General features: G+C 53.8%; 24 protein-coding genes, 1 pseudogene and 2 riboswitches. Of the genes and pseudogenes, 18 read left to right on the forward strand and 7 right to left on the reverse strand.

The features are described 5' to 3' along the window. Positions 1-187: sigma factor-like helix-turn-helix DNA-binding protein (locus C230_RS19890; RefSeq protein ID WP_040393261.1), on the reverse strand; the 187-nt coding region annotated here is incomplete at its 3' end. Positions 188-1208: 1021 nt separating this feature from the next. Beyond that, positions 1209-1988 (reverse strand): NlpC/P60 family protein, encoded by a 780-nt coding sequence (locus tag C230_RS0108715; protein WP_018131650.1) that lies wholly within the window; start codon positions 1986-1988, stop codon positions 1209-1211. Between the two features lie 8 nt (positions 1989-1996). Continuing rightward, positions 1997-2122: riboswitch (cyclic di-AMP (ydaO/yuaA leader) on the reverse strand. Between the two features lie 174 nt (positions 2123-2296). On the opposite strand from C230_RS0108715, the gene C230_RS0108720 reads away from it, so the two are divergent. From C230_RS0108720 to C230_RS23885, 4 genes and pseudogenes are all read left to right on the forward strand, one after another. After that, positions 2297-2665 carry a penicillin-binding transpeptidase domain-containing protein gene (locus C230_RS0108720; RefSeq protein WP_018131651.1) on the forward strand — a complete coding sequence of 123 codons (369 nt, stop codon included), beginning with the start codon at positions 2297-2299 and terminating at the stop codon, positions 2663-2665. Between the two features lie 5 nt (positions 2666-2670). Further along, entirely contained in the window at positions 2671-4053 is a 1383-nt protein-coding gene (locus tag C230_RS19900; protein WP_018131652.1) for a sensor histidine kinase, read from the forward strand. A 124-nt stretch (positions 4054-4177) separates the two neighbouring features. Next, positions 4178-5008 carry a D-Ala-D-Ala carboxypeptidase VanY gene (locus tag C230_RS0108730; RefSeq protein ID WP_018131653.1) on the forward strand — a complete coding sequence of 277 codons (831 nt, stop codon included), beginning with the start codon at positions 4178-4180 and terminating at the stop codon, positions 5006-5008. 89 nt (positions 5009-5097) lie between these two features. After that, positions 5098-5232 (forward strand): annotated as a pseudogene (locus C230_RS23885) (MgtC/SapB family protein); the annotation flags it as partial. Positions 5233-5261: 29 nt separating this feature from the next. Here the strand turns inward: C230_RS23885 and C230_RS0108735 are convergent. After that, positions 5262-6125, reverse strand: a complete 864-nt coding sequence (locus C230_RS0108735) for an NAD(P)-dependent oxidoreductase (RefSeq protein WP_018131654.1) — start codon at positions 6123-6125, stop codon at positions 5262-5264. Between the two features lie 239 nt (positions 6126-6364). Continuing rightward, a riboswitch (cyclic di-AMP (ydaO/yuaA leader) is annotated at positions 6365-6511 on the forward strand. 145 nt (positions 6512-6656) lie between these two features. Here C230_RS0108735 and C230_RS22510 point away from each other — a divergent pair. The 12 genes from C230_RS22510 to C230_RS23135 all read left to right on the forward strand — a co-directional run bounded on the left by C230_RS22510 (position 6657) and on the right by C230_RS23135 (position 17176). Further along, positions 6657-6806 (forward strand): hypothetical protein, encoded by a 150-nt coding sequence (locus C230_RS22510; RefSeq protein ID WP_018131655.1) that lies wholly within the window; start codon positions 6657-6659, stop codon positions 6804-6806. A gap of 162 nt (positions 6807-6968) precedes the next feature. Further along, complete coding sequence (locus C230_RS0108745; protein ID WP_018131656.1) at positions 6969-7256, forward strand: DUF3055 domain-containing protein; 288 nt, start codon at positions 6969-6971, stop codon at positions 7254-7256. Between the two features lie 149 nt (positions 7257-7405). Next, entirely contained in the window at positions 7406-9064 is a 1659-nt protein-coding gene (locus tag C230_RS0108750) for a GAF domain-containing sensor histidine kinase (RefSeq protein ID WP_018131657.1), read from the forward strand. Next, positions 9054-9701, forward strand: a complete 648-nt coding sequence (locus C230_RS0108755; RefSeq protein ID WP_018131658.1) for a response regulator — start codon at positions 9054-9056, stop codon at positions 9699-9701. The genes C230_RS0108750 and C230_RS0108755 overlap by 11 nt, the downstream gene beginning before the upstream one ends. A gap of 410 nt (positions 9702-10111) precedes the next feature. Beyond that, positions 10112-10942 (forward strand): D-amino-acid transaminase, encoded by an 831-nt coding sequence (dat, locus tag C230_RS0108765; RefSeq protein WP_018131660.1) that lies wholly within the window; start codon positions 10112-10114, stop codon positions 10940-10942. A 337-nt stretch (positions 10943-11279) separates the two neighbouring features. Next, on the forward strand, positions 11280-11801 hold the full coding sequence (locus tag C230_RS0108775) for a D-glycero-alpha-D-manno-heptose-1,7-bisphosphate 7-phosphatase (RefSeq protein WP_018131661.1): 522 nt from the start codon (positions 11280-11282) through the stop codon (positions 11799-11801). Further along, entirely contained in the window at positions 11801-13189 is a 1389-nt protein-coding gene (locus C230_RS0108780; RefSeq protein ID WP_040393273.1) for a class II fumarate hydratase, read from the forward strand. Before C230_RS0108775 ends, C230_RS0108780 begins: the two co-directional genes overlap by 1 nt. A gap of 104 nt (positions 13190-13293) precedes the next feature. Continuing rightward, on the forward strand, positions 13294-13992 hold the full coding sequence (locus tag C230_RS19905; RefSeq protein ID WP_018131663.1) for a hypothetical protein: 699 nt from the start codon (positions 13294-13296) through the stop codon (positions 13990-13992). Positions 13993-14150: 158 nt separating this feature from the next. Then, a complete protein-coding gene (locus C230_RS22515; protein ID WP_018131664.1) occupies positions 14151-14306 on the forward strand; it encodes a hypothetical protein in 156 nt (51 codons plus the stop codon). A gap of 293 nt (positions 14307-14599) precedes the next feature. Next, positions 14600-14902, forward strand: coding sequence for a hypothetical protein (locus C230_RS0108800; RefSeq protein ID WP_018131666.1), 303 nt, complete (start codon positions 14600-14602; stop codon positions 14900-14902). Positions 14903-15209: 307 nt separating this feature from the next. Continuing rightward, the gene (locus C230_RS19910) at positions 15210-16823 is read left to right on the forward strand and encodes a glycosyltransferase (RefSeq protein WP_018131667.1); all 1614 of its coding nucleotides are present in this window, start codon (positions 15210-15212) and stop codon (positions 16821-16823) included. A gap of 131 nt (positions 16824-16954) precedes the next feature. After that, entirely contained in the window at positions 16955-17176 is a 222-nt protein-coding gene (locus tag C230_RS23135; RefSeq protein ID WP_018131668.1) for a hypothetical protein, read from the forward strand. A gap of 242 nt (positions 17177-17418) precedes the next feature. Here C230_RS23135 and C230_RS22525 read toward each other — a convergent pair whose 3' ends face one another. Continuing rightward, entirely contained in the window at positions 17419-18102 is a 684-nt protein-coding gene (locus tag C230_RS22525; RefSeq protein ID WP_018131669.1) for a hypothetical protein, read from the reverse strand. Between the two features lie 169 nt (positions 18103-18271). Continuing rightward, positions 18272-19426: a glycosyltransferase family 4 protein gene (locus tag C230_RS19920; RefSeq protein WP_018131670.1), complete on the reverse strand. Its 1155-nt coding sequence runs from the start codon at positions 19424-19426 to the stop codon at positions 18272-18274. Between the two features lie 407 nt (positions 19427-19833). Here C230_RS19920 and C230_RS0108825 point away from each other — a divergent pair, with 407 nt between their 5' ends. Both C230_RS0108825 and C230_RS19925 read left to right on the forward strand, forming a co-directional pair. Then, positions 19834-20916 carry a glucose-1-phosphate thymidylyltransferase gene (locus tag C230_RS0108825; RefSeq protein ID WP_018131671.1) on the forward strand — a complete coding sequence of 361 codons (1083 nt, stop codon included), beginning with the start codon at positions 19834-19836 and terminating at the stop codon, positions 20914-20916. A gap of 19 nt (positions 20917-20935) precedes the next feature. Then, positions 20936-21988, forward strand: coding sequence for a protein kinase family protein (locus C230_RS19925; protein WP_018131672.1), 1053 nt, complete (start codon positions 20936-20938; stop codon positions 21986-21988). Between the two features lie 49 nt (positions 21989-22037). On the opposite strand, the gene C230_RS0108835 is transcribed toward C230_RS19925, so the two are convergent. Continuing rightward, positions 22038-22604 (reverse strand): hypothetical protein, encoded by a 567-nt coding sequence (locus C230_RS0108835; RefSeq protein ID WP_018131673.1) that lies wholly within the window; start codon positions 22602-22604, stop codon positions 22038-22040. Beyond that, positions 22601-23815 carry a glycosyltransferase family 4 protein gene (locus C230_RS0108840; protein WP_026174228.1) on the reverse strand — a complete coding sequence of 405 codons (1215 nt, stop codon included), beginning with the start codon at positions 23813-23815 and terminating at the stop codon, positions 22601-22603. Before C230_RS0108840 ends, C230_RS0108835 begins: the two co-directional genes overlap by 4 nt. Positions 23816-24002 lie beyond the last annotated feature (187 nt).

Below are 24002 nucleotides of genomic sequence, written 5' to 3' on the forward strand. Positions count from 1 at the left end.
GGATGAGGACGTTCGGATTCTCTAAATTTCCGCTTTGTTCCAACTCCTTTCGTTGCTGCTCGTATTGTTTGATGTATTTTCCGACCGTTTTCCGGTCAACGCCAGTCATTCTCGCAATCTCTCTCTGAGACTTCCCCTCCCGGTAATGCATAATGAGGATGTTTTGCTTTTGAATCAATTGGATCATCTCTCCCGGCTCCTCACGTTGCGAACTATCTGCTTTGTGAGGATTATCGGTCAAGGTGGGGGAATTTTCAATGAGCGGTGTGGCGTATTTTTAAGTTACCGTATACAGTCAGCAAACCGAATGGAAAAGTCCTTTTTTTCGAACACGTACGGTTGAACCGCCCCATGCTCGGCCGCTTGCAGGATTGGTTGACGCCTGTGTGGAAGCGTCTCTGTGCCGGATGCCATTTGAACAGAAACACTTTCGAACTGATTCAACGGACTGGTTTTCGGGTCGTTCGCGTGAAGGGGTACGCCAGTGATCTCTTTCTGGTGGTTGAGGCGGAGAACATGAAAGGCATGCCGGGGAGCGACGGACAAGTTTTCGGTGCAGAAAAAATTCAGATGTTGACAATGAAAAAAGACGTGTATCTGCCAACCGACCGAGGAACTCAGTGGAGCAAATTGGTCTCTGGAGGGGCTGAAGCGGGATCGTATTAGGCATAGTCAGTCAGGTTGCATCTATTCCAATTTTGCACATGGCGTCATAATCACAACGCAGGTCAAAAAACAGGATGTACGCGATGTTCAGCGTTTCAGTCTGCCGAAAAGAAGGGCGTAACAATTGTGCTTTGATTTCCTTTTCCCGCTTGTCGGGCGCAACGAGATAAAGGAGAGCATCTGCCGTTTGCGGCATGGAAAGGGACAGATCATGCAGGCGGAGGATTCCGGAATAAATGGACGTGCCCTTCTATGATTTGGAAATTATAGGTTTGGACTCTGCTATAATCAAACAACAGAAAGGGCATGAAGGTCACGGCTCTTCTCGGCAAGCGGCCAGCAGTATGATTCATTTGCATTCTGGGCCCGGATAAGAAGAAAGCATCACATTTGTTCCTCAGAGGGAAGGTATGCATCAGATCGTATGTACAATTCCGGGGCATCGGGAAAATAGCATGAAAGGACTCATCAAAGTGATATAGGGAGCAGCTGCCCCCTATATCACTTGTTTATGAGATCGGCAGATTGATTTCCGGACGGATTTATTGCGGCTTTACAACCGGCCGCTGTGGGGGGAGGACATAGGTATTCGGGATAACAGGAGGTTTTGCCTCATGACCCGGTATGGTTTTGCCCGGTGTCCAGGATCCTTCCGGTAATATCCGCTGCGCCGTAAAGAAATTGCTGCCCCACCAATAACGGAAATCGTTGACAATCCCAATCGCTGTCGGATTCCTGTCCGATCTTGTGCCGATGACTGCTGGTTGCCCATTGATCATTCCCATATAAATCGCTACGTGCCGAATATATTTTTTTCCGTTCGAATCTCTACCCCACCAAGTCAAAATATCCCCCGGGAGAAGATTTTCGGTGCCTTCAAGTTTCCATTTCCCGTTTACTTTTTTCGGATAAACACCCGTAATGCGGGTGCCAACGGAGCCATAATTGCGTGCGACATCGGTTATGTTAAAGCCAAAGTCTCCATAGACCAGCTTGGTGAACTCGGAACAGTCTATCAATCCTTTTGTCTGATAGGAGTTATAGCCGTGACCGTACACCATATACCCGTTGTCCATGTACCAGATCGCCCGCTCAATGACCTGATCCGCCACGCTTCCCCGTATGTTCCGATAAGCGTCCCGATACTGTTGAACCTTCACAAGCTCGTCTTTTTGATAGTCGGCATAATATTTTTTGTACTTTGCAATCGCTTCGCTTCTGGTTAAAACATCGGAAGTCGTTGCAGATGCAGGGTTCGTCAGAACCGTACCAAAACCGCCCAGGATAACGGCGGCGAGCAAAAAAATGCGGCCTTGTTTCATTTGAATCATCATCCTCCCTTTGCAGCCTGCGAGGTTAGCTGACGGGTTCGGATAAAGGGATTTACCCGACCACTCGTGGTTTCACCCCAAAACTGGATCCCCCGCGCTCCGAAGAGCTTCGGCTACGCTTTTTTTAAACATGAGCGTACTGTAATGGTACTAGGAGATCTGTGTGAAATTCCAGACACAATAATTGGCAGGCTCGATCTGTGATTTCGAAACAGCTTCGTCACATTTTTTCCATAATTGTTCGTTATAATGGAAAGTATCATAGAGGAAGATACGGATGTTGGGAACCGTTGACAGGGGTGCAGTATGTCAGCACGATTGCAAACGGCGGCAAGCGAATGAAGCCGTTTGTGGTGAAACAGATTGTTTCGCCGGACAAACAGGTGATTCAAAAAACGGAACCCCAGGTATTGTATACCGTTTCGTTCAGCCTGCAACAGTTGCAGAATGTGCGGGAAGGCATGTGGCAGGTTACGCGGGGTAGCTCGTCCCAGTATTGGGGGCTGATCGCCGAGAAAATGTTCGACATATGTTTTCAGGAGCCGCAAAAAAAAAACGGACGGGAAATGAACCGATTCAGCTGCGTACAAACCGGCGGCGTGCTGCAAAAGCCAGGGGCTGGCGGCCGCCGTTCGTTTGCCGCCAGCGGTGAGCTGCAAGGAGAGTGACCTGTGTGAAACGATCGCTTCAATCAAAAATGGCGTGGACATTGACAGCCCTTGCATTCGCTGTTGCATTGCTCACCTGCTGGATTTTGAATGCTGCGGACCGTTATCATTTTGTGCAGTACGTGGAACAGAACCGGCAACTTCGCAATCAACGGATTGCCCATGTCCTGGGGCAGGCCTATGAACGAAACGGCGGTTGGGGCAAGACAACGGGCATCGAAGTCGCTCAGCTCAGCGAACTGGAAGGCGTTCATATCCATCTGCTGGATGCTCACAGGAGCGTGATCTGGGAAAGTGACGCCTTCGCAACCGGCAGCCAGGACCTTTCGGTGCGGCAAGCGCCTGAAGCAACAAACGGTTACGAGCTGGTGCCGGTTCAATCCCGTGGTACCACCGTCGGTTATGCCGAAATTTTTTATCACGACCCGCAATCGTACAGTCAACTGGACTGGCACTATCGCCGGGCGATGACACAGGGCGCGATCGGCGCCATTTTCCCTGTCCTGGTGCTGTCGCTTGTGGTGAGCTGGTATCTGTCCCGCCGCATCACGCGCCCGCTGACGGAGATGATCCATTTGGCATGGCAGATGCGGAAGGGCAACCTCAGTGTTCGCATTGAAAATCCGCCCGGGAACAATGAGTTGACCCAACTGGCCCAGTCGCTCAACCATTTGGCAGATGAATTGCAGAAACAGGACAAGCTTCGCCGCACTTTGACGGCCGATGTGGCGCATGAATTGCGTACACCTCTGGCAACTTTGAAGAGCCATTTGGAAGCATTGATCGACGGCATCTGGAAACCTACGAAGTCTCGGTTCGAAGCTTGCCTCGAAGAGGTGGAGCGCCTGATTTCTTTGGTTTCCAGCTTGGAATCCCTCACGCGGGCAGAAAGCGACAGCATGCAACTGGAGCTCGAATTCCTCGACCTGGCAGAGGTTACGCGTTCGATTATCGATCTGGTTTCCCCTAACTATGCTGCCAAAGGGGTACGTCTGGAATTTCGGGCGGAGGGGTCGTTTGCAGTTCCACTGGATAAAGACAGGTGGAAACATATCCTGCTGAACCTGCTGGATAATGCGTTGAAATATACCGACCCGGGCGGTACGGTTTGCATCAGCGCGGCACGGAGTTCGCCCAAAGAGGTTTTGGTCACCGTCCAGGATACAGGTATTGGGATCAGGGAAGAGGATCTGCCGTTTATTTTTGAACGGTTTTACCGGGCGGACAAATCGCGAAACCGCGCAACCGGCGGAGCGGGAATCGGACTGGCCATCGTCAAAAAGCATGTAGAGGCCCATCATGGAACGATTGAGGTGGAAAGCCAGCCCGGCAAAGGGACCGCCTTCCGGATCCGGTTGCCTCTGAAAGATCCAAAATGGATGGATTAAAGAACGCGAATCTTATATTTTCCACATCAGGGCTTATTCTGTTGGGGGACTGCATTCGCTATAATAGGACAGACTGGAGAATGCGGCGGTAAATCACACAACACGTGATGGATAGGAAGGTACTATGCGAAAAATTCGATTGATCTCTTTTACCCGTTTGCTGCTTGTGGGAGTCATAACTCTGGCGACCGGATGCAATGGCCTGAAAACCGGCCAGAAGGCCATATTCCCCGGCGTTTTCACACCGTCTGCTCCGTCCCCGGATGCAGATACAGCTTCTCATGCAAATCCGTGGTCGCCTGCGAATCCGGAAGCTGCGGGAAGCTCAGACACTATTGTGCCCAAAAATGACGAGGTCCAAGTCGCCGCGAAACCGGATGATATCGCCGTACTTGTCAATAAAAAGAATATGCTCCCGGCCAACTATAAGCCATCGGATCTGGTCGAACCGGCGGTTCCGTTTATTTTCAGGGAGAAAGATGAACGGCGCTTAATGCGAAAGGAAGCGGCCCAAGCACTGGAAAGGCTGATCGCCGGAGCCGGGAAGGACGGCATTTATCTTGCGGTCGTATCCGCTTATCGTTCCTATGATACGCAAAAAACGTTGTTTGCCTACTATATAAAAACACAAGGGGAAGAAGCGGCTCGAAAATACAGTGCGGAGCCAGGTCACAGCGAACATCAGACAGGGCTTGCTGTCGATGTTTCCGGCAGTACCGGAAAATGTGCAGCCGAGGATTGCTTTGCTGATACGCCGGAGGCGAAATGGTTGGCCCAGCATGCGGCCGAATATGGATTTATCATCCGGTACCCGAAAGGCAAAGAATCCGTTACCGGATATAACTACGAACCATGGCACATTCGCTATGTAGGCACGAAGATGGCCAAAGAAATTGCCGAAAAAGGATTCACGCTGGAAGAATATCTGCGAAATGCCGTTCCTGCGTCTGAATAATTGCGTCTGAATAATAACGAGATGGAGTCACATGGTTACTCTTTCTGGAAAAAAATAAACATCGAAAGCAAGTTGCGGATCTGGGACCGATCACGATTGTATCGATTTACAGGGTCGAATTGTACAGCAAGCCGAACAGCGGGAAGATGGTGGACCCGATGCGGCTTGCTGCGCAGATCGTCTATAAGACCGTTGGGATCGCGATGGCGGGTGCCACGGTCTTATGGTTAACGGTTTCTTGATTATGTAATTTTTATTTGTCCAGCAGTTTGAACAGCGCTTGCGTTCCGCACTCTTCGAAGCCTTCGGCGGCCAGCCTGTCGTACAGGGACTTCGCCAGTTCCAGCCCTGGCGTCCAGAGCCCCATTTCTTTCGCCGATTGCAAAGCGATCTGCATGTCTTTGATGAAATGCTTCACATAAAAGCCCGGCTCGAAATTTCCGGCGATCATGCGGGGGGCCAGATTGCTGAGCGACCAGCTGCCGGCTGCCCCGGTCGATATGCTCTGCAACACGCGTTCAGGATCAAGTCCGGCTTTCTTCGCGTAGGCGATCGCTTCGCACACCCCGATCATGTTGGAGGCGATCGCGATCTGGTTGCACATTTTGGTGTGCTGTCCCGCACCGGCTTCCCCCTGCCAGACGATGTTGGTTCCCATCCGGCTGAAAATTGGTTTCATCGCTTCAAAATCTTCCACATTGCCCCCCACCATGATCGCCAGTCTGGCTTCTCTCGCGCCGATGTCGCCGCCCGAAACGGGAGCATCCAGGGCATGGATTCCTTTCGTTTTTGCCGCTTCGTAGATTTTTTTCGCCAGCGTGGGTGAAGAAGTGGTCATGTCAATTACATATGTGCCCTTCCCGGCGTTGGCGAGGATCCCGTTTTCGCCCAAATACAGTTCTTCCACGTCTTTCGGGTAGCCGACCATCGTGATCACGACATCTGCCTGAGCAGCCAGGTTGGCCACCGACTGCTCCCATTTTGCCCCCATCTCGACCAGCTCTTCCGCTTTCGATCTGGTGCGGTTGTACACGAGTAATGGATACCCCGCTTTGAGAAGATGGGAAGCCATGCTTTTTCCCATAACGCCCGTGCCGATAAAGCCGATCGTTTCCATCCAGATCCCTCCTCGGTTTATCCCCATTATATATCAAAAACGGGCGGCGAAAGGAGCCGGCGACCGGACCGAATACCGTCTGCCGCTGCTGCGGGGAACTTTACATAACATTTCACTCAAACCGATTTTCGCCGATTATTCGTGTAATTCTACACGCCAGTCAAAAATACTACTGATTTCGCCGTTGTTATTGATTTGCAATGGAAAACTGGCTTCCGTATAATAAACTGTACAACTTCATATCCAAGTCGCTGAATTCCGAAAGGAAACGGGGGAACCAATTTTTGGGGTGAATCCGGCCATATGACCTCTGTCATATGACTGGTAGGGCAATCTCTTAAGTCCGAACCCGGCAGCTAACTTCGTAAGCGTTTAAGAGAGGCAGTGAAGGCATTGTGCGGAGAATGTCGTGATTGTGTGCCCCCGTAGCGCGTTTTGTGTCTATGGGGTTTTTTGTTTCCTGACACGAGCTTGACGAACGGAACGGAAGCCAAATCGAGTAAAATCAATTGAAGAAAGGGGGAGACAGAGATGAAACGGATGCATCAACAAGTCGAACTGGAGAAGTTTCTGGAACGGTTGGAGATTGAAAACAGGCTGGCGAAACTGGATCGGAAGAACGGTCAACCGGATCATCTGGACGCGCACCTGACGATGCCCGTCATCGAACAGACCAAGTAATAATGGCATTGAGGGCCAAAAAGCGACAATGGCATACGCAAGAACGAGGAGCGAAAGGAAAAAAAGGCGTCGGACGTCGAAAATGCTATTTCGCCCGGAAAACGGTGTACCGCAAGGTGGAACCTGCATGGCAATGTCCAATCGAAAAAGGGGGGAGTCTGAATGGAGCAAATTCTGTTCGATCATCAGGAAACGACTCACACGCGTCATGTGGGGTTTGTGGCGGGAGGAACCCGGTTTGATTTCGTGCTGATCCATTCGCAGCATTTTTTTGGGAAGACGATCGTAACGTGTCTGCAATCCAATCGCAGCGCGCTTTTGGACACGCATGACGTCAACATCGTGGATGAACTGGCCGGCTTGTTCAATTTGCAGCGGGAAGATGCTTTGCATTTGGCCGATTTCCTGAAAGTGCCGCTGAGCGACCGGTTGTTGAGGTCGGAATATTGAGTTATCTAGAAAACACCCGCAACGGGTGTTTTTTTGTGCAATCAGCCCGTTTCCGCCTGTTCCGGCGAGACCGCCGGCACATACCATATTGCCAGAGGTATGCCAAGGATGCGATCATCTTATTAAACGAATTGGAAGGGGGATATTCGGTGCCGCAACAACGGCCGATCCACGAGTTGTTAGCGTTGAAAGAAATTGCGGAAACTTTGAACACCTTGAACGACATGCATCCGATGCTGGATGCGGTGCTCCAAAAACTGTTGCAAGTCACGGGGCTGACGACCGGTTGGATTTTTCTGGTCGATGAGGAGCCGGAATACGCCTGTGTGGTCGACCACGGTTTGCCGCCCGCCCTTTGCTGGGGCGGGAAAACTCCGATGGGAGAGGGCAGTTGCTGGTGTCTCGACCGGTACTGGAAGGGAAAACTGAATCATGCGGTGAATATTATTGAATGCAAACGGATCGAGGACGCGATCGAATTGAACTGGGGTGACACCGGCGGTATTGTGCATCATGCGACCGTGCCCCTGAAGGCGGGCGGCGAACTGTTTGGGATATTGAATGTGGCAGCACCTGGCAAGGAAATTTTTACCGATGAGGAACTAGCACTGCTGCAAGCGGTTGCTTACCAGATTGGTACGGCTGTCAAGCGTACCCGGCTGTATCACGCGCAACAAAAACGGGCGGAGCATTACGCGAAATTGGGGGAAGTCAGCCGGCGGCTCGGATCCATCTTGGAAACCGACCAAATCCCCGGCGAGTGGGTCCGGCAGGTGGCGAAAACGTTCGACTGGCCATCGGTCGCTTTTTTCGTGCGGGAAGGTGACGGGTTGTCGCTACGGGCGCTCTGCGAGAATGGAACCGTCAGCAACAGGTGGCGATCGGTTGCTCCCGAACGGGCCGGTCCGATCGGGACCGCTTTGCTTGAGGGGCGGAGAGTGATCGTGAGCGACAACCGGGACCCGCTGCCTGAATTGGAAGCGATTGGCGTGCCTGCTTTCCGGTCGGCCGTCGCAGTGCCTCTGCGGTTGCGGGAACGGGTGATTGGCGTGCTGTTTGTCGGCAGCCAAAAGAAAAACCGGTTTGATGCACATGATGCGGATGTGCTGGCCGCTTTATCCGACCATACCGCGCTGGCTTTGGAAAATGCGAGGCTCTACGCGCAGCGGCGGGAAATCGCGAAAATCGAGGAGCGCAACAGGCTGGCGAGGGATCTGCACGACTCGGTTTGCCAAACCCTGTTTTCGCTGGCGTTAACGGCGCGGGGAGCAGAATCGGCAGTCGCCAGGCAAAGCGAGATTGTCCACCAATCGCTGCGCGAGATTGAAAGATTGGCGCAAGACGCGTTTAAAGAGATGCGTTCCCTGATTTGGCAGCTTCGTCCCGCCGGGTTGGAGCAAGGATTGGTGACCGCCCTGAAACGATACGGCGAAAGCCTCGGGCTGGTGATCCGCGAGCAGCGGGAAGGGATGCGCGAATTGCCGCGGTCGGTCGAGGAAGCGCTGTGGCGGATCGGCCAGGAGTCGCTCAACAATGTCAGCAAGCATGCCGGGACCGATCAGGCGGCCGTAAGGCTGTGCATCACCGAGGCGGAAGCGTGTCTGGAAATCAGCGATCAGGGCAACGGTTTTACGGTGGGGAAAGCAGGCTGCCGGCAGTCGATGGGAATGTTGACGATGCGTGAGCGGGCCGAGATGCTTGGCGGGGTATTTTCGGTGAAATCGGCCCCGAACAGGGGCACGCAAATCCGGGTCACCATTCCATTAGCGAAAGATCAAGCGGGAATGAGGCAGGCGTATGAAAATTAGGATTTTGTTGGTCGACGATCATGCGGTGGTGTTAAAAGGGCTCAGCTTTTTCCTGGGCACGCAGCCCGATTTTGAACTGGTCGGGGAAGCCGGCAACGGGACGGAAGCGTTGGAAAAAGTGGCGGAGCTGCAGCCGGATGTCGTTTTGATGGACCTCGTGATGCCGGAGATGGATGGCATCGAAGCAACGGCGCAGATCAAGCGGCACCATCCTTCCGTCAAAGTGCTGGTGCTGACCAGTTTTTCCGAACAGGATCAGGTGCTCCCCGCCTTGCGTGCGGGAGCGTCCGGCTATCTGCTGAAAGATGTGCAGCCGGATCAATTGGCGGAAGCGATCCGCGGAGCTTACAGCGGAAATGTGCAGCTGCATCCGGAAATCACGCACAAATTGATGGCGGAGGCGGCCCTGCCGCCAGGCAAACCGGCTGCCGCGGATCCCCTTGACGAGTTGACCCAGCGGGAAAGGGAAGTGCTGGGCCTGTTGGCGCAAGGGATGAGCAACAAAGAGATCGCGGCCGCCCTGCATATCGCGGAAAAGACGGTGAAAACCCACGTCAGCAGCATCCTGGGCAAGCTCGAGCTGGCTGACCGGACGCAAGCAGCCCTCTATGCGGTGAAACGAGGCATCGCGCAATAGTCATGCCAGCGGTGCCAATCAGCCGAAAGTCTTAGGACCGGTCCCCTTGCAAAGGCGGACCTTTTTTCGTATACCGGATCGAACCATCTGCTGAAGCTGCCATCGCCTGCAAGGTGTACGATGGAGGCGGAAATCAACTCTCCGGAAACACCGGCGGAGCAAAGGGAAGGGGCGATCGGCAGATGATGTTTTATGTATACTTTTACGAGAAAATGGTCGAGTTCCAGCAGTTCGAACTGCAGAAAGCGCTGCGCAACGCCTGGATGTTCGGGCCGCATCACCATCAGAACGAACGATAAGCGAGCGGGTGGTTGCGGCCTGCTCTTTTTTTGTCGGGAGCGGGATTGCGGTTGGCTTGTGTGCGATTCCAATATATGATAGAAAGGAGGACAACGAAAGGGTGGATGAGAATGATCGTCTATGTGAACGGGCAATGGATGGATGACAGCACGGCGTCAGTATCGTTTCAGGACCGGGCGTTCGTTTTTGCGGACGCGGTGTATGAAGTGGTGTACATATACAAAGGTACTTACTTCAAAATGGATCTCCACCTGGAACGCATGCAAAACGGGCTGGACAAACTCCGCATCCCCTTCCGGGCGGACGATTTGCGAAGCGTGTTTGACGAACTGCTGCAGCGGAATCCGGGCATCGAACGGGGCATCCTGTATGTGCAGGTGACGCGCGGTGCAGCGCCGCGTGCGCACGGGCTTCCCAGGCTGGAGCAGCCGACGGTCGTCGCTTATGTGAAGCCGCTGCAATATGACTCACGGATTTGGGACAACGGAGGCCGGGCTGTGTTTGTCGAAGACTTGCGCTGGCACATGTGCAACATCAAGACGACCGGCCTGCTGCTCAACTGCATGGCGAAGGAAACCGCGTTGGAACGCGGCTGCGACGATGCGATTTTTCACAGGGGGGAGATTGTGACCGAAGCATCCGCCTCCAACCTGTTTATTGTAAAAGATGGGAACCTGGTCACCCATCCCAACGGCCCCTGGATTCTGCCTGGCATCACCCGTCATGTGGTGATCGAACTGGCCGGCAAAATTGGAATTCCTGTGATCGAGCGGCCGTTCACGAAAGACGAACTGCTGGCGGCTGACGAACTGTTCCTGACGGGAACGACGAGCGAAGTTGCTCCTTATGTGGAAGTGGAAGGGCAACCGATCGGGAACGGGCAGGTCGGACCCATCACCCGCCGGATTCAGAAGGCGTTCAGGCAGGCTACAGGCATGTAAGCCCACGGCTGCTTGCGCGCGCATGCAGCCGTTGCAGCCGCGACCCGGTTTGGAACAGGAGATATACGCACGGGTTGTCGGTCAAGGGGGGGCGCCTTGTCGCCTCCCTATCTGGTCGAAGCAAAAGTTGATCTGGTGGCGATTTAGCAAGCGGTGGAACGCAAGGGATCGCAGATTGGTACGCTCCGCCAGGCCGCCAAAATCGGGGTGATGCTGCAACCGGTGTCGGGCAGCAAGTAGGGCAGAAAGTGCCATCCGAACGGGAATGGCGCTTTTTTGTTTATCCCGCCGGATTCGGTGCACACTAGCAGATAGCTGGAAAAGGAGGCATTGCCAGATGGGGGACAAAGCGGTGTTCCTTGACCGGGACGGTGTCATTAACGACAATGCCCGGCCTGTCAATGGCCCGCAGGACCTGATTTTGTTTCCTGGCGTGGAACAGGCGATCAAACGGCTGAAAGCTGCCGGTTATCGGGTTTTTGTGGTGACCAACCAGGGCGGTGTCGGGCTTGGCTACATGACAGAGGCGGACTTGCAGCAGATTCATGACAAGCTGTTGTCGGAGCTGGGGAAAAGCGGGGCGGTGATCGATGAAATCCGTTACTGTGCGCACAAACCCCGGCAAGGGTGCGCTTGCCGCAAACCGGAGCCGGGCATGATCCTCGAACTGGCTGACAAATATCGCATCGACCTTGACAAAAGTTTTATGGTGGGCGACAGGGACTGTGACATCGAGGCAGGGCGGCGGGCCGGCACCCGGACGATTTTTGTCGGCAAGGGACATCCGGCTGCGGATGCGGCGGCCGCCGATCTGCAAGAGGCGGTGGAGATTATTTTGCAGGGGGAGCGGGCTTGCTGATGGGACAAGAGTTTCGGATCGCTAGAGATTCACTGGGGGAGGTACGGGTTCCGGCGGACGCTTATTATGGAGCCCAAACGGAACGGGCGCGGCACAATTTTCCGATATCCGGTCTGCGCTTGCAGCCGCGGTTCATTCGGGCACAAGGGATCATCAAGCGGGCGGCGGCGATCGCCAACCGGGACGTGGGCGAGCTGGATCCGTCGCTGGCGGCTGCCATCATTGCGGCGGCGGAAGAAGTGATCGAGGGAAAATTCAATGACCAGTTCGTGGTCGACGTCTATCAGGCGGGCGCCGGCACGTCGCAAAACATGAACGCGAACGAGGTGATCGCCAATCGCGCCTGCGAGTTGTTGGGCGGCGAGCGGGGGGACACGTCGCTCGTTCACCCGAACGACCATGTGAATATGGCGCAATCGACGAACGACACGATTCACGTGGCGATGAATATCGCGGCGATCGAGGCGATTACCCACGATCTGTTGCCGAATCTGCTGCACCTGGAAGAAGCGCTGTTCAAAAAAGCGAACGAGTGGGACGGAATCGTCAAATCGGGCCGCACCCACCTGCAGGACGCTGTGCCGATGCGGCTTGGCCAGGAATTTGGCGGCTATGCAAACGCGCTCAAAATGCGGCGGGAAATGCTGCAACAGGTGAGCGAACGGTTGCTGGTGATCGGGCTTGGCGGCAACGCGGTGGGTACCGGCATTAACGCGCATCCCGATTATTCGGAAAAAGCGATTGCGGAAGTTGCGCGGTTTACCGGATTGCCATTCCGGAAGCCAGACAATTATTTTACATTCGTGCAAAATCCGGATACGGCGGTCGAGGTGAGCGGGCAACTGCGCGCCCTGGCGACCACGCTCATGAAGATCGCGAACGATATCCGGCTGCTCTCTTCCGGTCCGCGGACAGGCTTGGCGGAGATCCGGCTGCCGGCCGTCCAGCCGGGGTCGTCGATCATGCCGGGCAAGGTGAATCCGGTGCTGCCCGAGATGATGAACATGATCTGCTATCAAGTGTTCGGCTGCGATGTGACAGTCGCTTCCGCAGGTTCCGCCTCCCAACTGGAATTGAACGTGATGATGCCGGTGATCGCGTACAATCTGCTGCACGCCATCCAGATCCTCGGGACGGGAGTTCGCGCGTTCACTGACAAGTGCATCGTCGGCATGCAAGCGAATGAGGAGCGCTGCCGCTATTACGCGGAGATGAGCACCTCAGTGGCGACCGCACTGAATCCGCTGATCGGGTATGACCGGGCAGCGGAAATCGCGAAGAAAGCGTACGCGGAGAACAAAACGGTGCGGGAGATCGCCAAAGCGGAAGGCTTGACGGAAGAACAACTGGCGAACTATTTGAACTTGCGCCGGTTGACAGGAAAATAAGAGACCGCCCATTTTTTCTGGGGCAAGCGCCCTTCTCCCGGCTTTGGCATATTGTGCAATGTGCCTGTGATCCGGGCGAATTCGCAAGGAGGGGAGTTTGCCGTATGAGTGACGAACAGCGTGAGCTTGCACCGGGGGAAGGATGGCCGGAAATGGGCGGGATGGCAATGGCGGACGGCGATGCAACAGCGGCTGCAGAGGATGCGGAGCCGTCGGCCGCCGACGGGATGGCCACTGCGCCTGAGGCGTCACCTGGGCCGGTGTATGATCATTGGCAGCAGGCTCCGTATGCGCCGCCGTTTCAGATGTCTCCGGGAACTGGGTATCCGCAGTTATTTCAGATTCCGTGGACGCATTTTCCCGACTTTCCTTACCGGCTTGCCGAAACCGGAGAGGAAAATACGGACGATGCACGCCAGATCCCCTGGGGATATCCGCCCACCTATCCATATCACCCGGCCCCCTATCATCACCCGTATTTCCCGTATCCGCATTATCACACTTTTTACTACGGGCAAATTCCGGGGCATCCGTGGCCGGTTCCGCGGCCCTATTACCAGCCTGGGTATGATCGCTTGGATGCGACCGATGAGGCGAGGGAAGACGGCGCAGGCGAAACGGAAACCGCATCTGGTGAAGCAGCGGCTGACCAGCAGGAAACAAGGCAGTTCCCGCCTGTCGGAGTTTCGCCGTATGGTCCTGCGCTCTTCCCGCGACCGTTTCCTTTCTTCCCGTATTACTACCGTCCGTGGTTTTACCCTTGGTACTATCGTCCGTGGTACTATCGTCCCTATTGGTGGTAGCCGGACGACCGGTCTTCCGATATTGCGGAGGACCCCCTTTTTTTGCGGGTGGCCGGACAAGCCAAACATTTCACATAAAATTCAAAACATTTCCCTGGAATTTTTTTTTGACAATTTGTATAATAGAGGATACATACACTTTGGGAGGGGACCTGAATATGAGAGAGCCTTGTGTACTGTGTCAGCAGCTAACGGAAATAGAGAAAGACACGCCATCCTACATGCGGGAGCATTTTATCGACGGGGCCGGCCAGCTGTGCGAGCACTGCTACGAGGAGATCGCCCAGAACAAAGAATGGCATAACCTGTTGTAATATAATGAAAAAAAGCTTGTTGACGGTGTGTCTGTTACCAGGCTGACCTCCTGCCTGCAGGAGGTTTTTTTGTGCCCTTGAACAAAGTTGCGCTGTGGTACATAGACTGTCAAACAGCAAAAACGTTTCTGCGGAACTGAGAAACAGCGAAGTGGACATGTTGCTCAACTTTTTGCCGGTGGGAAGCGTAAAGGCCACGGAGTTTTACGCGGAATGCGCATTGCAGGCGGGTGTTGCTTTTATCAACTGCATCCCCGTTTTTATCGGGTCCGACCCTGCCTGGGTTGCCAGATTTGAAAAAGGACTATGTATCCTGGCTGAAGGATAAAATTTGCTATATTCGCATCGAAGGAACACAATTTGGCGGCGGCGTAAAAGTGAATCTTGACCTGAAACTGTCGGTGGAGGATTCCCCGAACTGCGCCGGTGTGGCGGTCTATGCAATCCGTTGCTGCAAGCTGGCGCTGGACAGGGGAATCGCAGGAGCCCTGCCGTCTGTCGCCGCTTCTACAATGAAACATCCATTGGTTCAATATACGGATGAGGAAGCTCACATACTTCAGGAACGATTTATCAAAGGCGAAGTAAAAAAATGACAGAGAAATGCCTCTCTTGTTCACAGAGAGGTATTTTTATTGTCATTTCGGGAGAAGGCCAAACGCCGTTTCCGTTTGCACAGGGGCTTAATATACTGGAAAGAAACAGATTGGAAAAATGGAGGAAGATTGGGAGGAGGTCGTCGTGGTAAAAGCAGTGATCATGGCGGGAAGCTGTCCTTCTGTTTATTGTATTCCGATCGGTTACCAACGGTACTGAGGCAATCGCGCAAAGCGCAAACGGTCCGCTCTGAATAGGATAAACAGGGGATCATATGGTGAACTCGGGCGGAGAGGAGGAGTTTGTTTGCGGATTCTGTTGGCCACGTACTGGCACCTGCCGCATATCGGCGGAGTGTCGACGTACGTAGACACGTTGCGCAATGGCTTGGAACAGATGGGGCATGAAGTGGAGATTCTTGCCCAACATCCCGATCTGGCGCATTACTATCTGATAAAAAGCGGCCGGCAAGTGGAAAAACATGCCCTTCTCCCGCAAACGGAGGCCGCTGTATGCGATGGATACAGAAAACGCGGAATGGAACTGACCCCTTGGATCGTCGGGCGCGAAACGGAAAAATACGTCTTTGCGTCCGCATGCCGCCAGTTGGGTGTGGATGGCTACGATCTGATTCATACGCAGGATATTTTTTCCACATTTGTCTGTTCGCGGGTGAAACCGGACCACATTCCGCTGGTCGCCACCATTCACGGCTTTCTGGCCACCGAATGGATCGCCAACGGTGAAATCCGGATGCGGGCTCCGATCGAACAGGACTATCTGGTGTTGGACGAGTATTTTGGGGCTACGTCGCCCGATTGCCTGATTCTGCCCAGCCGTTGGCTGGCAGGTCGGTTGGCCGCCTTGCAAATCGCTCATCCGCGCACCCATATCATTCCATATGGCCTCGATCTGCAGGCAATTGCAGTCCGGGCGCAGGACACAGGGGATGTGCCCGCCGAACCGGGACGCAAAGTAATCGCTTGTCCCGCCAGACTGGTAGCCATTAAAGGGCAAACCTACCTGCTGCAGGCCCTGGCATTTTTGCTGCAAACACACACCGATATCGTCTGCTGGCTGATCGGGGACGGTGTGATGCGGCAGGATCTGGAGCAGCAAGCCGAACGGCTTGGAATTTCGGAACATGTACGGTTTTTGGGAGACCGGTCGGATGTTCCGGCGCTCTTGAATGCGGCCGATCTTGTCGTACTCCCCTCTCTGCAGGATAACCTGCCGTTTGTTGTGATGGAGGCACAAACGCTTGGAAAACCGGTTTTGGCGTCAAACGTTGGCGGCATAGGGGAGATGATTGCGGACGGGAAGACCGGGATGCTGGTCAAACCGGGTGACAGTTGGCAACTCTCCGAAAAGATACTGCAACTGCTGACAGACGACGGATTGCGCCAACGGCTGTCGCAGGGAGCAAAGAGCAGTGCCTGGGCGAACTGGCACGCTCGAACGATGCTGGAACGCACTGTTGAGGTGTATCAGGCAGCGGTCACAGGGCGTGTGGCGGCGAGCACCGCCGGCCGGTCGACGAAACGGATGCAAATTCCGGATCCGGCGTTTGTCACCGAATTCAGGCGAAGACGCAGGTGTTCGGATGGGGACAGCCGGGTTCCGATTGCTCCGACTGCCAGTCTGCACGGGAGGGTCAGTTGGGGACGGGAACGGCTTCCGATCCCGGGTGTTTCTGTACATCTGCTGGACGTGTCAGGGGTAGTGGTGAGCAGTGTGCGGACCGGCCGATTGGGTGAGTATACGATTCCGGCGGTGCCGATGGGCAACTACGCACTCATCTGTGCAGCTGGTACGTTCGGTATGCATATGCGCAAAATTGCAGTCACAGCGGCTGGTCGGCTATCGATCGATTTTGCGCTTGCGAATGAGGGACATACGGCACCAGATGACAATAAATAAGATTGGCCGGTACCCTGTAACGGGAAATTGGGCGTATTGTTTCGTTGAATCGTCCAATCTTATGCAGATTGACAGGAATAAACTGGGGAGTAGGATACAGCCGATTTTTTGCCGGAGGAGGGAGATAACGGATGGGCAAAGACAAGGAAAAAAAGAAGAAAGATAAAGACAAAAAGAAACCTGTGAAACTGACAGATGTGACCAAGGAACTGCTACGAATCCCTATTCCGACCAGCAGACCAACGGGAACAGCACCGGGAGCCGGGGTTGGTACTGGTCCCTATACAGGACCCGGCACCGCACCTGGAACCGGACCCGGTACTGACTTGATGGATAGCAAACGGATACCCTAAACAGTATGAGGCTGTCCCCCGCAGTAATGCTGCGGGTGAGCAGCCCTTCGTTTTTTTCAAGAACAATTTGTCCCAGCCGGATACAAGCACCTGCCACATCGCATAGCGAAGTGACGCTGTGCCTGGAAGCCGACTCCGGTTGCTTTGCCGGGAACCTGAATCCGGGCAACGCCTGGTTGATCATTCTGATCAAAAAAATCGGGGCTGCCGGAGATGCGAACAGCCCGGGTTCGGTTTGTGTGTTAGTTCGTGGCAGGTGGCGGTGCAGTTGGTCCGAACGGTCGTGCCAGGATTTGCAGGAACCTGTTGAACAAAGAAGAGGTAGCGGGTGTCGGGTTGGCGGTTGTGATGGTGGGTTCCACCAGTTGCCAGGCGACCCGTTGCGCAAGCGTGTTGACAAACACAGGATCAGGGATGGAATACCCGGCCGGCACGGCAGCGTAGGCAATATTCCAAACAGTGGGATCCACCCAGACGGGCGGTGTCTCCACTTCGAAGGAGAAGAGCGCATCATACAGGTTGTTTCCCGGGCTTAACGAATCACAGTTGCGATTTAATGGAACTGCATATTCGAGCGGGGATTCCTGCTCGTCGTCCGGCATGTACGGTTCGATTGGCTGCGCACTTTGCTGTTTGTCCTTGTTCTTGTTCTTTTTCTTCTGTTTTTCTTTCTCCTTCTCCTTCTTTTTCTTTTTCTCTTTCTTTTTCTCTTTATCCTTCTTTTGTTCCTTCGTTTTCTTTTTTTCTTTCTTTTGCTTTTCCTTATCCTTTTTCTTCTTTTTGCTTTTTTCAGGTTCGCCGTCTGTAAAATCCGCTTTGGTCCACGTTTGTTCACCAACTTGTTGCTGCTCCGATTCGTCCCGCTTTTTCTTCTTCTTTTTTTCCTCTTTTCGCTCTTTTCGGTCGTTTTTCTGATGCTTGCCCACTGTCTCCTCCTCCCTTCTTTTGCCTCGTTCTATATTCTATGAGCTGCCATCATGTTTTGAAAAAGATGTTCAACCAGATTTCATGCAGATGGCTGATTATTTCTGAAATGGGTAAATACACTATACTTGAAAATACGGCTGTGAAGTGGTCGATGCGACCGGCGGCGTATTATTTTTTCTTGCGGCTGATGGAGTGGTAGATATCTCTGATTTCATTCGACAGGCGTGCAAAATTGAATTTTTTCTCGGCTGCCAGCCGTCCTTCGCGCGCCAGCCGGTTTGCCAGTTTTGGGTGTTTCAGCAAGTGAACGATCAGCTTGGCAAGCTCCTTCGGGTTCTGATACTTTTCTTTGGAGAGCAGCAGGCCGGTTTTGCCGTGCTTGATCACTTCCCCGTTCCCCCCACGGTCGGTGGAAATGATCGGGATACCGGAAGCCATCGCTTCGTAATGCACACGCGCCAGTGGTTCATTCCATTGGGAAGGACAGACAAACAGATCAGCCATCGCAAAGAAGCCGGGCATTTCGGAGGGAGGCACAAAATGGGCGAATCGAATGTGATTGGGAAAGGCTGCAGCCGCTTTGTAGAGAGATTCCACATACGGATCGGTTTCGTTTGATCCGAACCATTTGCTTCCAACAATTAGAAGAAATGCCTTGGGCCATAGCTTGACGACCTGTTCCATCGACTGAATCAGCACGTCGACTCCCTTCACTTTGCTCAACCGACCCACAAACAGAATGACCTGCCGGTCTTCCACCCCGTATTCCCGGCGCATCATGTCCCGTACCTGCTGCATCTGCTGGTCCATCCAATAGGGCTTATACCGGTCGATATCGGCTGCCGAATAGACGGCAAACAGCTTCTTTTTCGCTTCCGGAAACCGTTCCAGCACCGTCTTTCGGATGTACTTGCTGACTGTGAGCATCGCGTCGCAGACGGCGACCGTTTGTTTTCCCCGTTCAAACGGGATCTTGTGTTCTGCCATCATTTCGTTGTGCAAAGACAGGATCAGCTTGCTGCCAGGAGAGGCGTGATGATAATCGAGTACGAATTGAGGACGGTTAAAAATATGCAGGATATCGTAGGAGGAGCTAGCCAGGTGATGGGCGATATGCACCGGGTACCGATCCTTAGGAAACCGGTGGTAGACCACGCCATCCCGTTCTTCGTTGTCCGGCAGCGATTCGTGTTTGATACCGAGAACCGTGACGTCCCACTTCTTGGCCAGGTATGGAACGATTCCATCAATATATATCTGCACCGCTCCTCCAATGATCGGAGGAACCGGGTTCATCTCGGTGCAAATGAGAACGATTTTCATCAACATCCCCCACTGTTTTCGTTTTGTGGATCCCGTTGAACCGGTGTTTCAGCGGCCAAAGCCATCATTGTGGAATGGCTCGCAGAGGTAGGCGGACGCGAGCCACGCGCTCTGCAGTTGGTATATCTTACGCGGTCGGAGAGACTTGGCTACAAAAATAGTTAAAAATCTATCAATCCAGTAGGTAGAAGTCCCTGTGGCGGATGGGCATCTCAATCCGCCGCGAAGCGGGGTAGCGATGCGGAGATGAAATAGGTATTTTCCCTCGAGGGTCAGGGACCTGATTGCCGGGAAAACGGGCTTTTGTACCGGTTAGAACGCCGTGCCTTCGCCCTGGCCAACCATCATACCTTATCGTACGGGAAGGACACGAGAAAAAAATTGGTGGATCAAGGGGAGACACTTGAATGAAAGGTTTGATTCTATGTGGAGGCAAGGGAACACGGTTACGGCCCTACAGCCACTCCCGTCCCAAACATCTGCTGCCGATTGCCAATCAACCGGTGATTCAGTATGCGATCGATCAAATGAAGGACGCGGGAATACTGGAGATCGGAATCGTGGTGCCCCCTTGCTTTCAATCCCAGTTTGCTGATACCCTGAGCCGGGGATGCGCCGGGGTGGACATTCGGTACATCGTGCAGCAGGAGGCGCGTGGACTGGCGGATGCCGTACGTTGCGCCCGTTCTTTTATTGGGAACGATTCCTTTTTGCTGTTCCTTGGAGACAATTTCTATGCGGGAGAACTGCATGATTTGGTTGACCGATTCGAGGCGGAAAAACCGGAAGCGATGCTGCTGGTCAGCCGGGTAGCGAATCCTAGCCAATTTGGAGTGGTGCAATTTGAGGGGCAGCGGATCGTACGGGTCGAGGAGAAACCCCGTCATCCGGCGAGCCCCTTTGCGATCGTCGGGATTTATCTGTTCACTCCGGCTGTGTTCGATATGATCGATCGACTGCAACCTTCTGCTCGGGGCGAGTATGAAATTACGGACGCGGTACAGGGATTAATCAACCATGGTTTCACTGTAACGGCCGTTCCAACTGACAAATGGTGGAGGGACACGGGGCAGCCCGAAGATCTGCTGGCGTGCAACCGGCGTGTTTTGTTGGAACTCCGGGGTGAGCAGTACGAAACAGGTGTCAATATCGAGTCTTCGTTGCTGGAAGGGCCTGTGGTGATCCGGAAGGGAGCGCATGTTGAAAATTCGGTGATTCGGGGGCCTGCTGTGATTGGTGCCGGCACACGGATCATTCGCTCCTATATCGGACCCTTCAGCGCGATCGGGGATGATGTTCTGGTGGAGGACAGCGAGATGGAGAACTGCATTGTGCTGGAACGGACCCGCATCCGCAACATTGCCAGGCGAATTGATGAAAGCATTATTGGCGGCGATGTGACATTGGAAGGCAGCCGGCGTTATCCCCGGTCGCTGCGTGTGCAACTGGGAGACCACTCGCGGCTGTATCTGCCGGTGGATGAGGAATAACGGGAAAGGAGCACATTGCATGAACAGCCACGAGATGAACATGGAGGACGTATACGCAGCACCGATGACGCCCCGTGAGCCACATCCGGTACTGCAGACGGAACCGGCGCCGGAGCCAGAACTGCCGCTGAAACCGGAGTGGCTATCGGAACCGGAGCAGGCCAAACAGGAGGATGGGAGGCAACTGCCAGCGATTGATCGGAAGCAGATTGCCAAATGGGTAAAAAAAATACGCGTGCAAAATCTGTTGAATGCGGATGTCGAAGTGGAAAACCGCACGCCGCTGGTGATGATCGGAAAAGGGCGGCAGGGGGCGGTCTTCCAGATCGGGGAAGACACCTGCATGAAAGTGTTCGGCAACCAGGACGATTGTGAGCGGGAACATTATGCGCTCCTGTTGGGACAATCGACAAATCTTGTTCCCCGCGTGTACGTGAAAGGCCCAAACTACATCGTGATGGAACTGATCAAGGGGATCAGTTTGCGCGACTACCTGGAAGCGGAGCCGCTGACAAAGGAGCTTTCGCGGAAATTGATCGAGATGCTGGTAACGTTTCAAAAAATTGGATATGAGCGGATCGATCATCATAAGCGGCAGATTTATCTGCAACCGGACGGCAGTCTGAAAGTGATCGACGTCGCCCGAACGGTCTGGCGGGATCGGACCTATCCGTATCCTCGCAAGTTGCTGACCAGTCTCGGCAAGGACTACCGGGAAGTCTTCCTGTCCCATGTTCAGGAGATGGCGCCGGAGTTGTACGAAGAATGGAAGCACTACATGAAAATGGACGAAATGGCCCGCCGCATCTATCGGGTTGTGCGAGCCAGCGAGCCATCCAAAGGGAGCGATGCCAGAGACGTGAAAAAACTGAGCAAGTCGTTGCTCACCACGCATGACGATAAAGTGCATTACGCCAAATTGGAGGAACTGGTCCGCAAAGTGTGGAAAGAAGAGTGGGTGAAGGATCTGATTGTGCAGGGCCGCGATCCGGAAAAGATCAAAAAAGAGATCGACCAGTACCTGAAACTGCGTAGCAAACGCAAAAAAGCAAAAGAAAAGAAAAAGAAATAAAATTTCCCCCTGCTGTTCGCGTCGGGGGAGATTTTTTGACCATGGATGATCAACTCGGCGTTGCCTCATCCTCCACCTCACCGGGAATTTGTGCCAGTGCCTGCAAAAACGAGTCATACGGCAAAGTCTGTTCGGGCAGAGTGGGTTTGAGCAGCAGCCAGGCGACAGCTGTCGACAACACCTGGACAAATGCAGGATCCGGGATCGCATAGCCGGCGGGTGCGGCTGCGTACATAATGTTCCAGACGAGTGGATCGGGCCATGTCTGTGTGGGCTCGGCAATAAGAAAGAGTGAATCGTACATGCTGTAGCCGAGACTTAATGAGTTCCAGTAGTCGTTGAGCGGCACGGAGTTCTCATCCGCAAGGTCGGCGTCCTGTTTCTCGGCATGCCGTGTGACCGTCCGGTTGCTCCCGGTGTCTGCCATTCGTTCCGCGTCACCGACCGTTTTTGGCAAATTCGCGCTGGCCGGTTGCAATTGCTGCCGCAGCCGGTCATTTTCCTGTTTCAGCTTCTCCAGCTCGGCCAGCAGCTGTTCCAGCATTTCGTCCATTGTTTCCGTATGCTGTTTCCTGTTTCGTTTGCTGTCTTTGTCACTCATGTGTTTGTCACTCAATGGAATTCCCTCCCGACCACCGTCCTGTAAATATCCAGCGTGCGATCAACCATCCTTTCGAAAGACCATTGCTCCATCCCGAACCGTTTGCCGGTTTCCGCCAGATAGTGGCGCAGGGACTCATCTTCCAGCAAATATTTCAGATTTTGGTACATCTGCTCGCTGTCGCCTGCGGGAGAGATCAATCCGGTCCGGCCATGTTCCACCATTTCCGGGATTCCGCCGGCATCCGTGACGACAACCGGCTTGCCCGCAATATGTGCTTCCATGATCGAAAAAGGCTGGTTGTCCTGCAGGCTCGGCAGCACGAAAATATCCGCTTGCCGCAGCAGAGCCGGCACGTCATTCCGGTTCCCGAGGAACATCACATGCGTGTCGAGGCCCAACTGTTCGCTCAGTTGTTCCAGCTGTTGGCGTAATGGACCATCGCCGATCAGCCAGCACAGCCAATCGGTTCGGTCCTGTTTCAGCCTTGCCAGTGCACGCAGCAGATGTTCGTGTCCTTTCACCGGAACAAGCCGTGCGGGGCAGGCGAGGATATACTTGCCGGAGGGGGTGTACGACTTTCCTCCCCTTTCCATCTTTTTCAAAAAAGCGGGGATATCCATTCCGTACGGCACGACGGTGACATGCTGAGCCGGCACATTGAATTCGCTGACCATCAGATTTTTCAGCCATTGGGTGGGGACGATCGTGATGTTACTCGAGGTGGCTCCATAGTATTCTTCGGCAGCGACGTAATGCCAGGGAAGCGTTTCTTTGCCTGTCACCTCGCCCGACACCAGGAACTCGGTGGCGAGACACCCGTGAATGGTGGCGACCAGGGGAATGGATGGCGGCTTCACCCGCCACAAGGCGCGGGTCGATACAATGTCCTGCGTATGGATCACATCATACTTGGTAAGACCGAATACGGCGGCCGCCACTTCAAAGCTGTAGCGTTCGATGTCCCGCCAGCGGATCCAGGGGTCGACTTGCGGCAGATATTTGTTGTAAAAGGCGAGCACCTTTTCGTAAATCACGTCTTTGACTTTCGGTTTATCGAGAAAACGTCCGTTGTTTGGCATGTAGTACTTATCCATATCCGGATGGTGTGCGAACATATCCACCTGGTGCCCCATTTGCTCCAACCGCCGTTTCAGCCCGTATGCATAGGTCGACACCCCTCCTACATGCGGCAGGTACCAATAGGTAGCCAACAAGATTCTCAACAGCCTCACCCTTTCTCCTGTCAAGATGTCGATACTATCCTATGTTGCCAAATACCCATCGGAAAGAGATAGAAAACTATATTTCCGGTAGGTTGGAATCCATTTTTGCCTGTGCAGTCCGAACACGGCCGGCAAACACATGATGTAAACATAAAGGCGCTTTCCTTAATTTTGGATTGGCAGGGTG

Source organism: Effusibacillus pohliae DSM 22757 (assembly GCF_000376225.1).
GTDB lineage: Bacteria > Bacillota > Bacilli > Tumebacillales > Effusibacillaceae > Effusibacillus > Effusibacillus pohliae.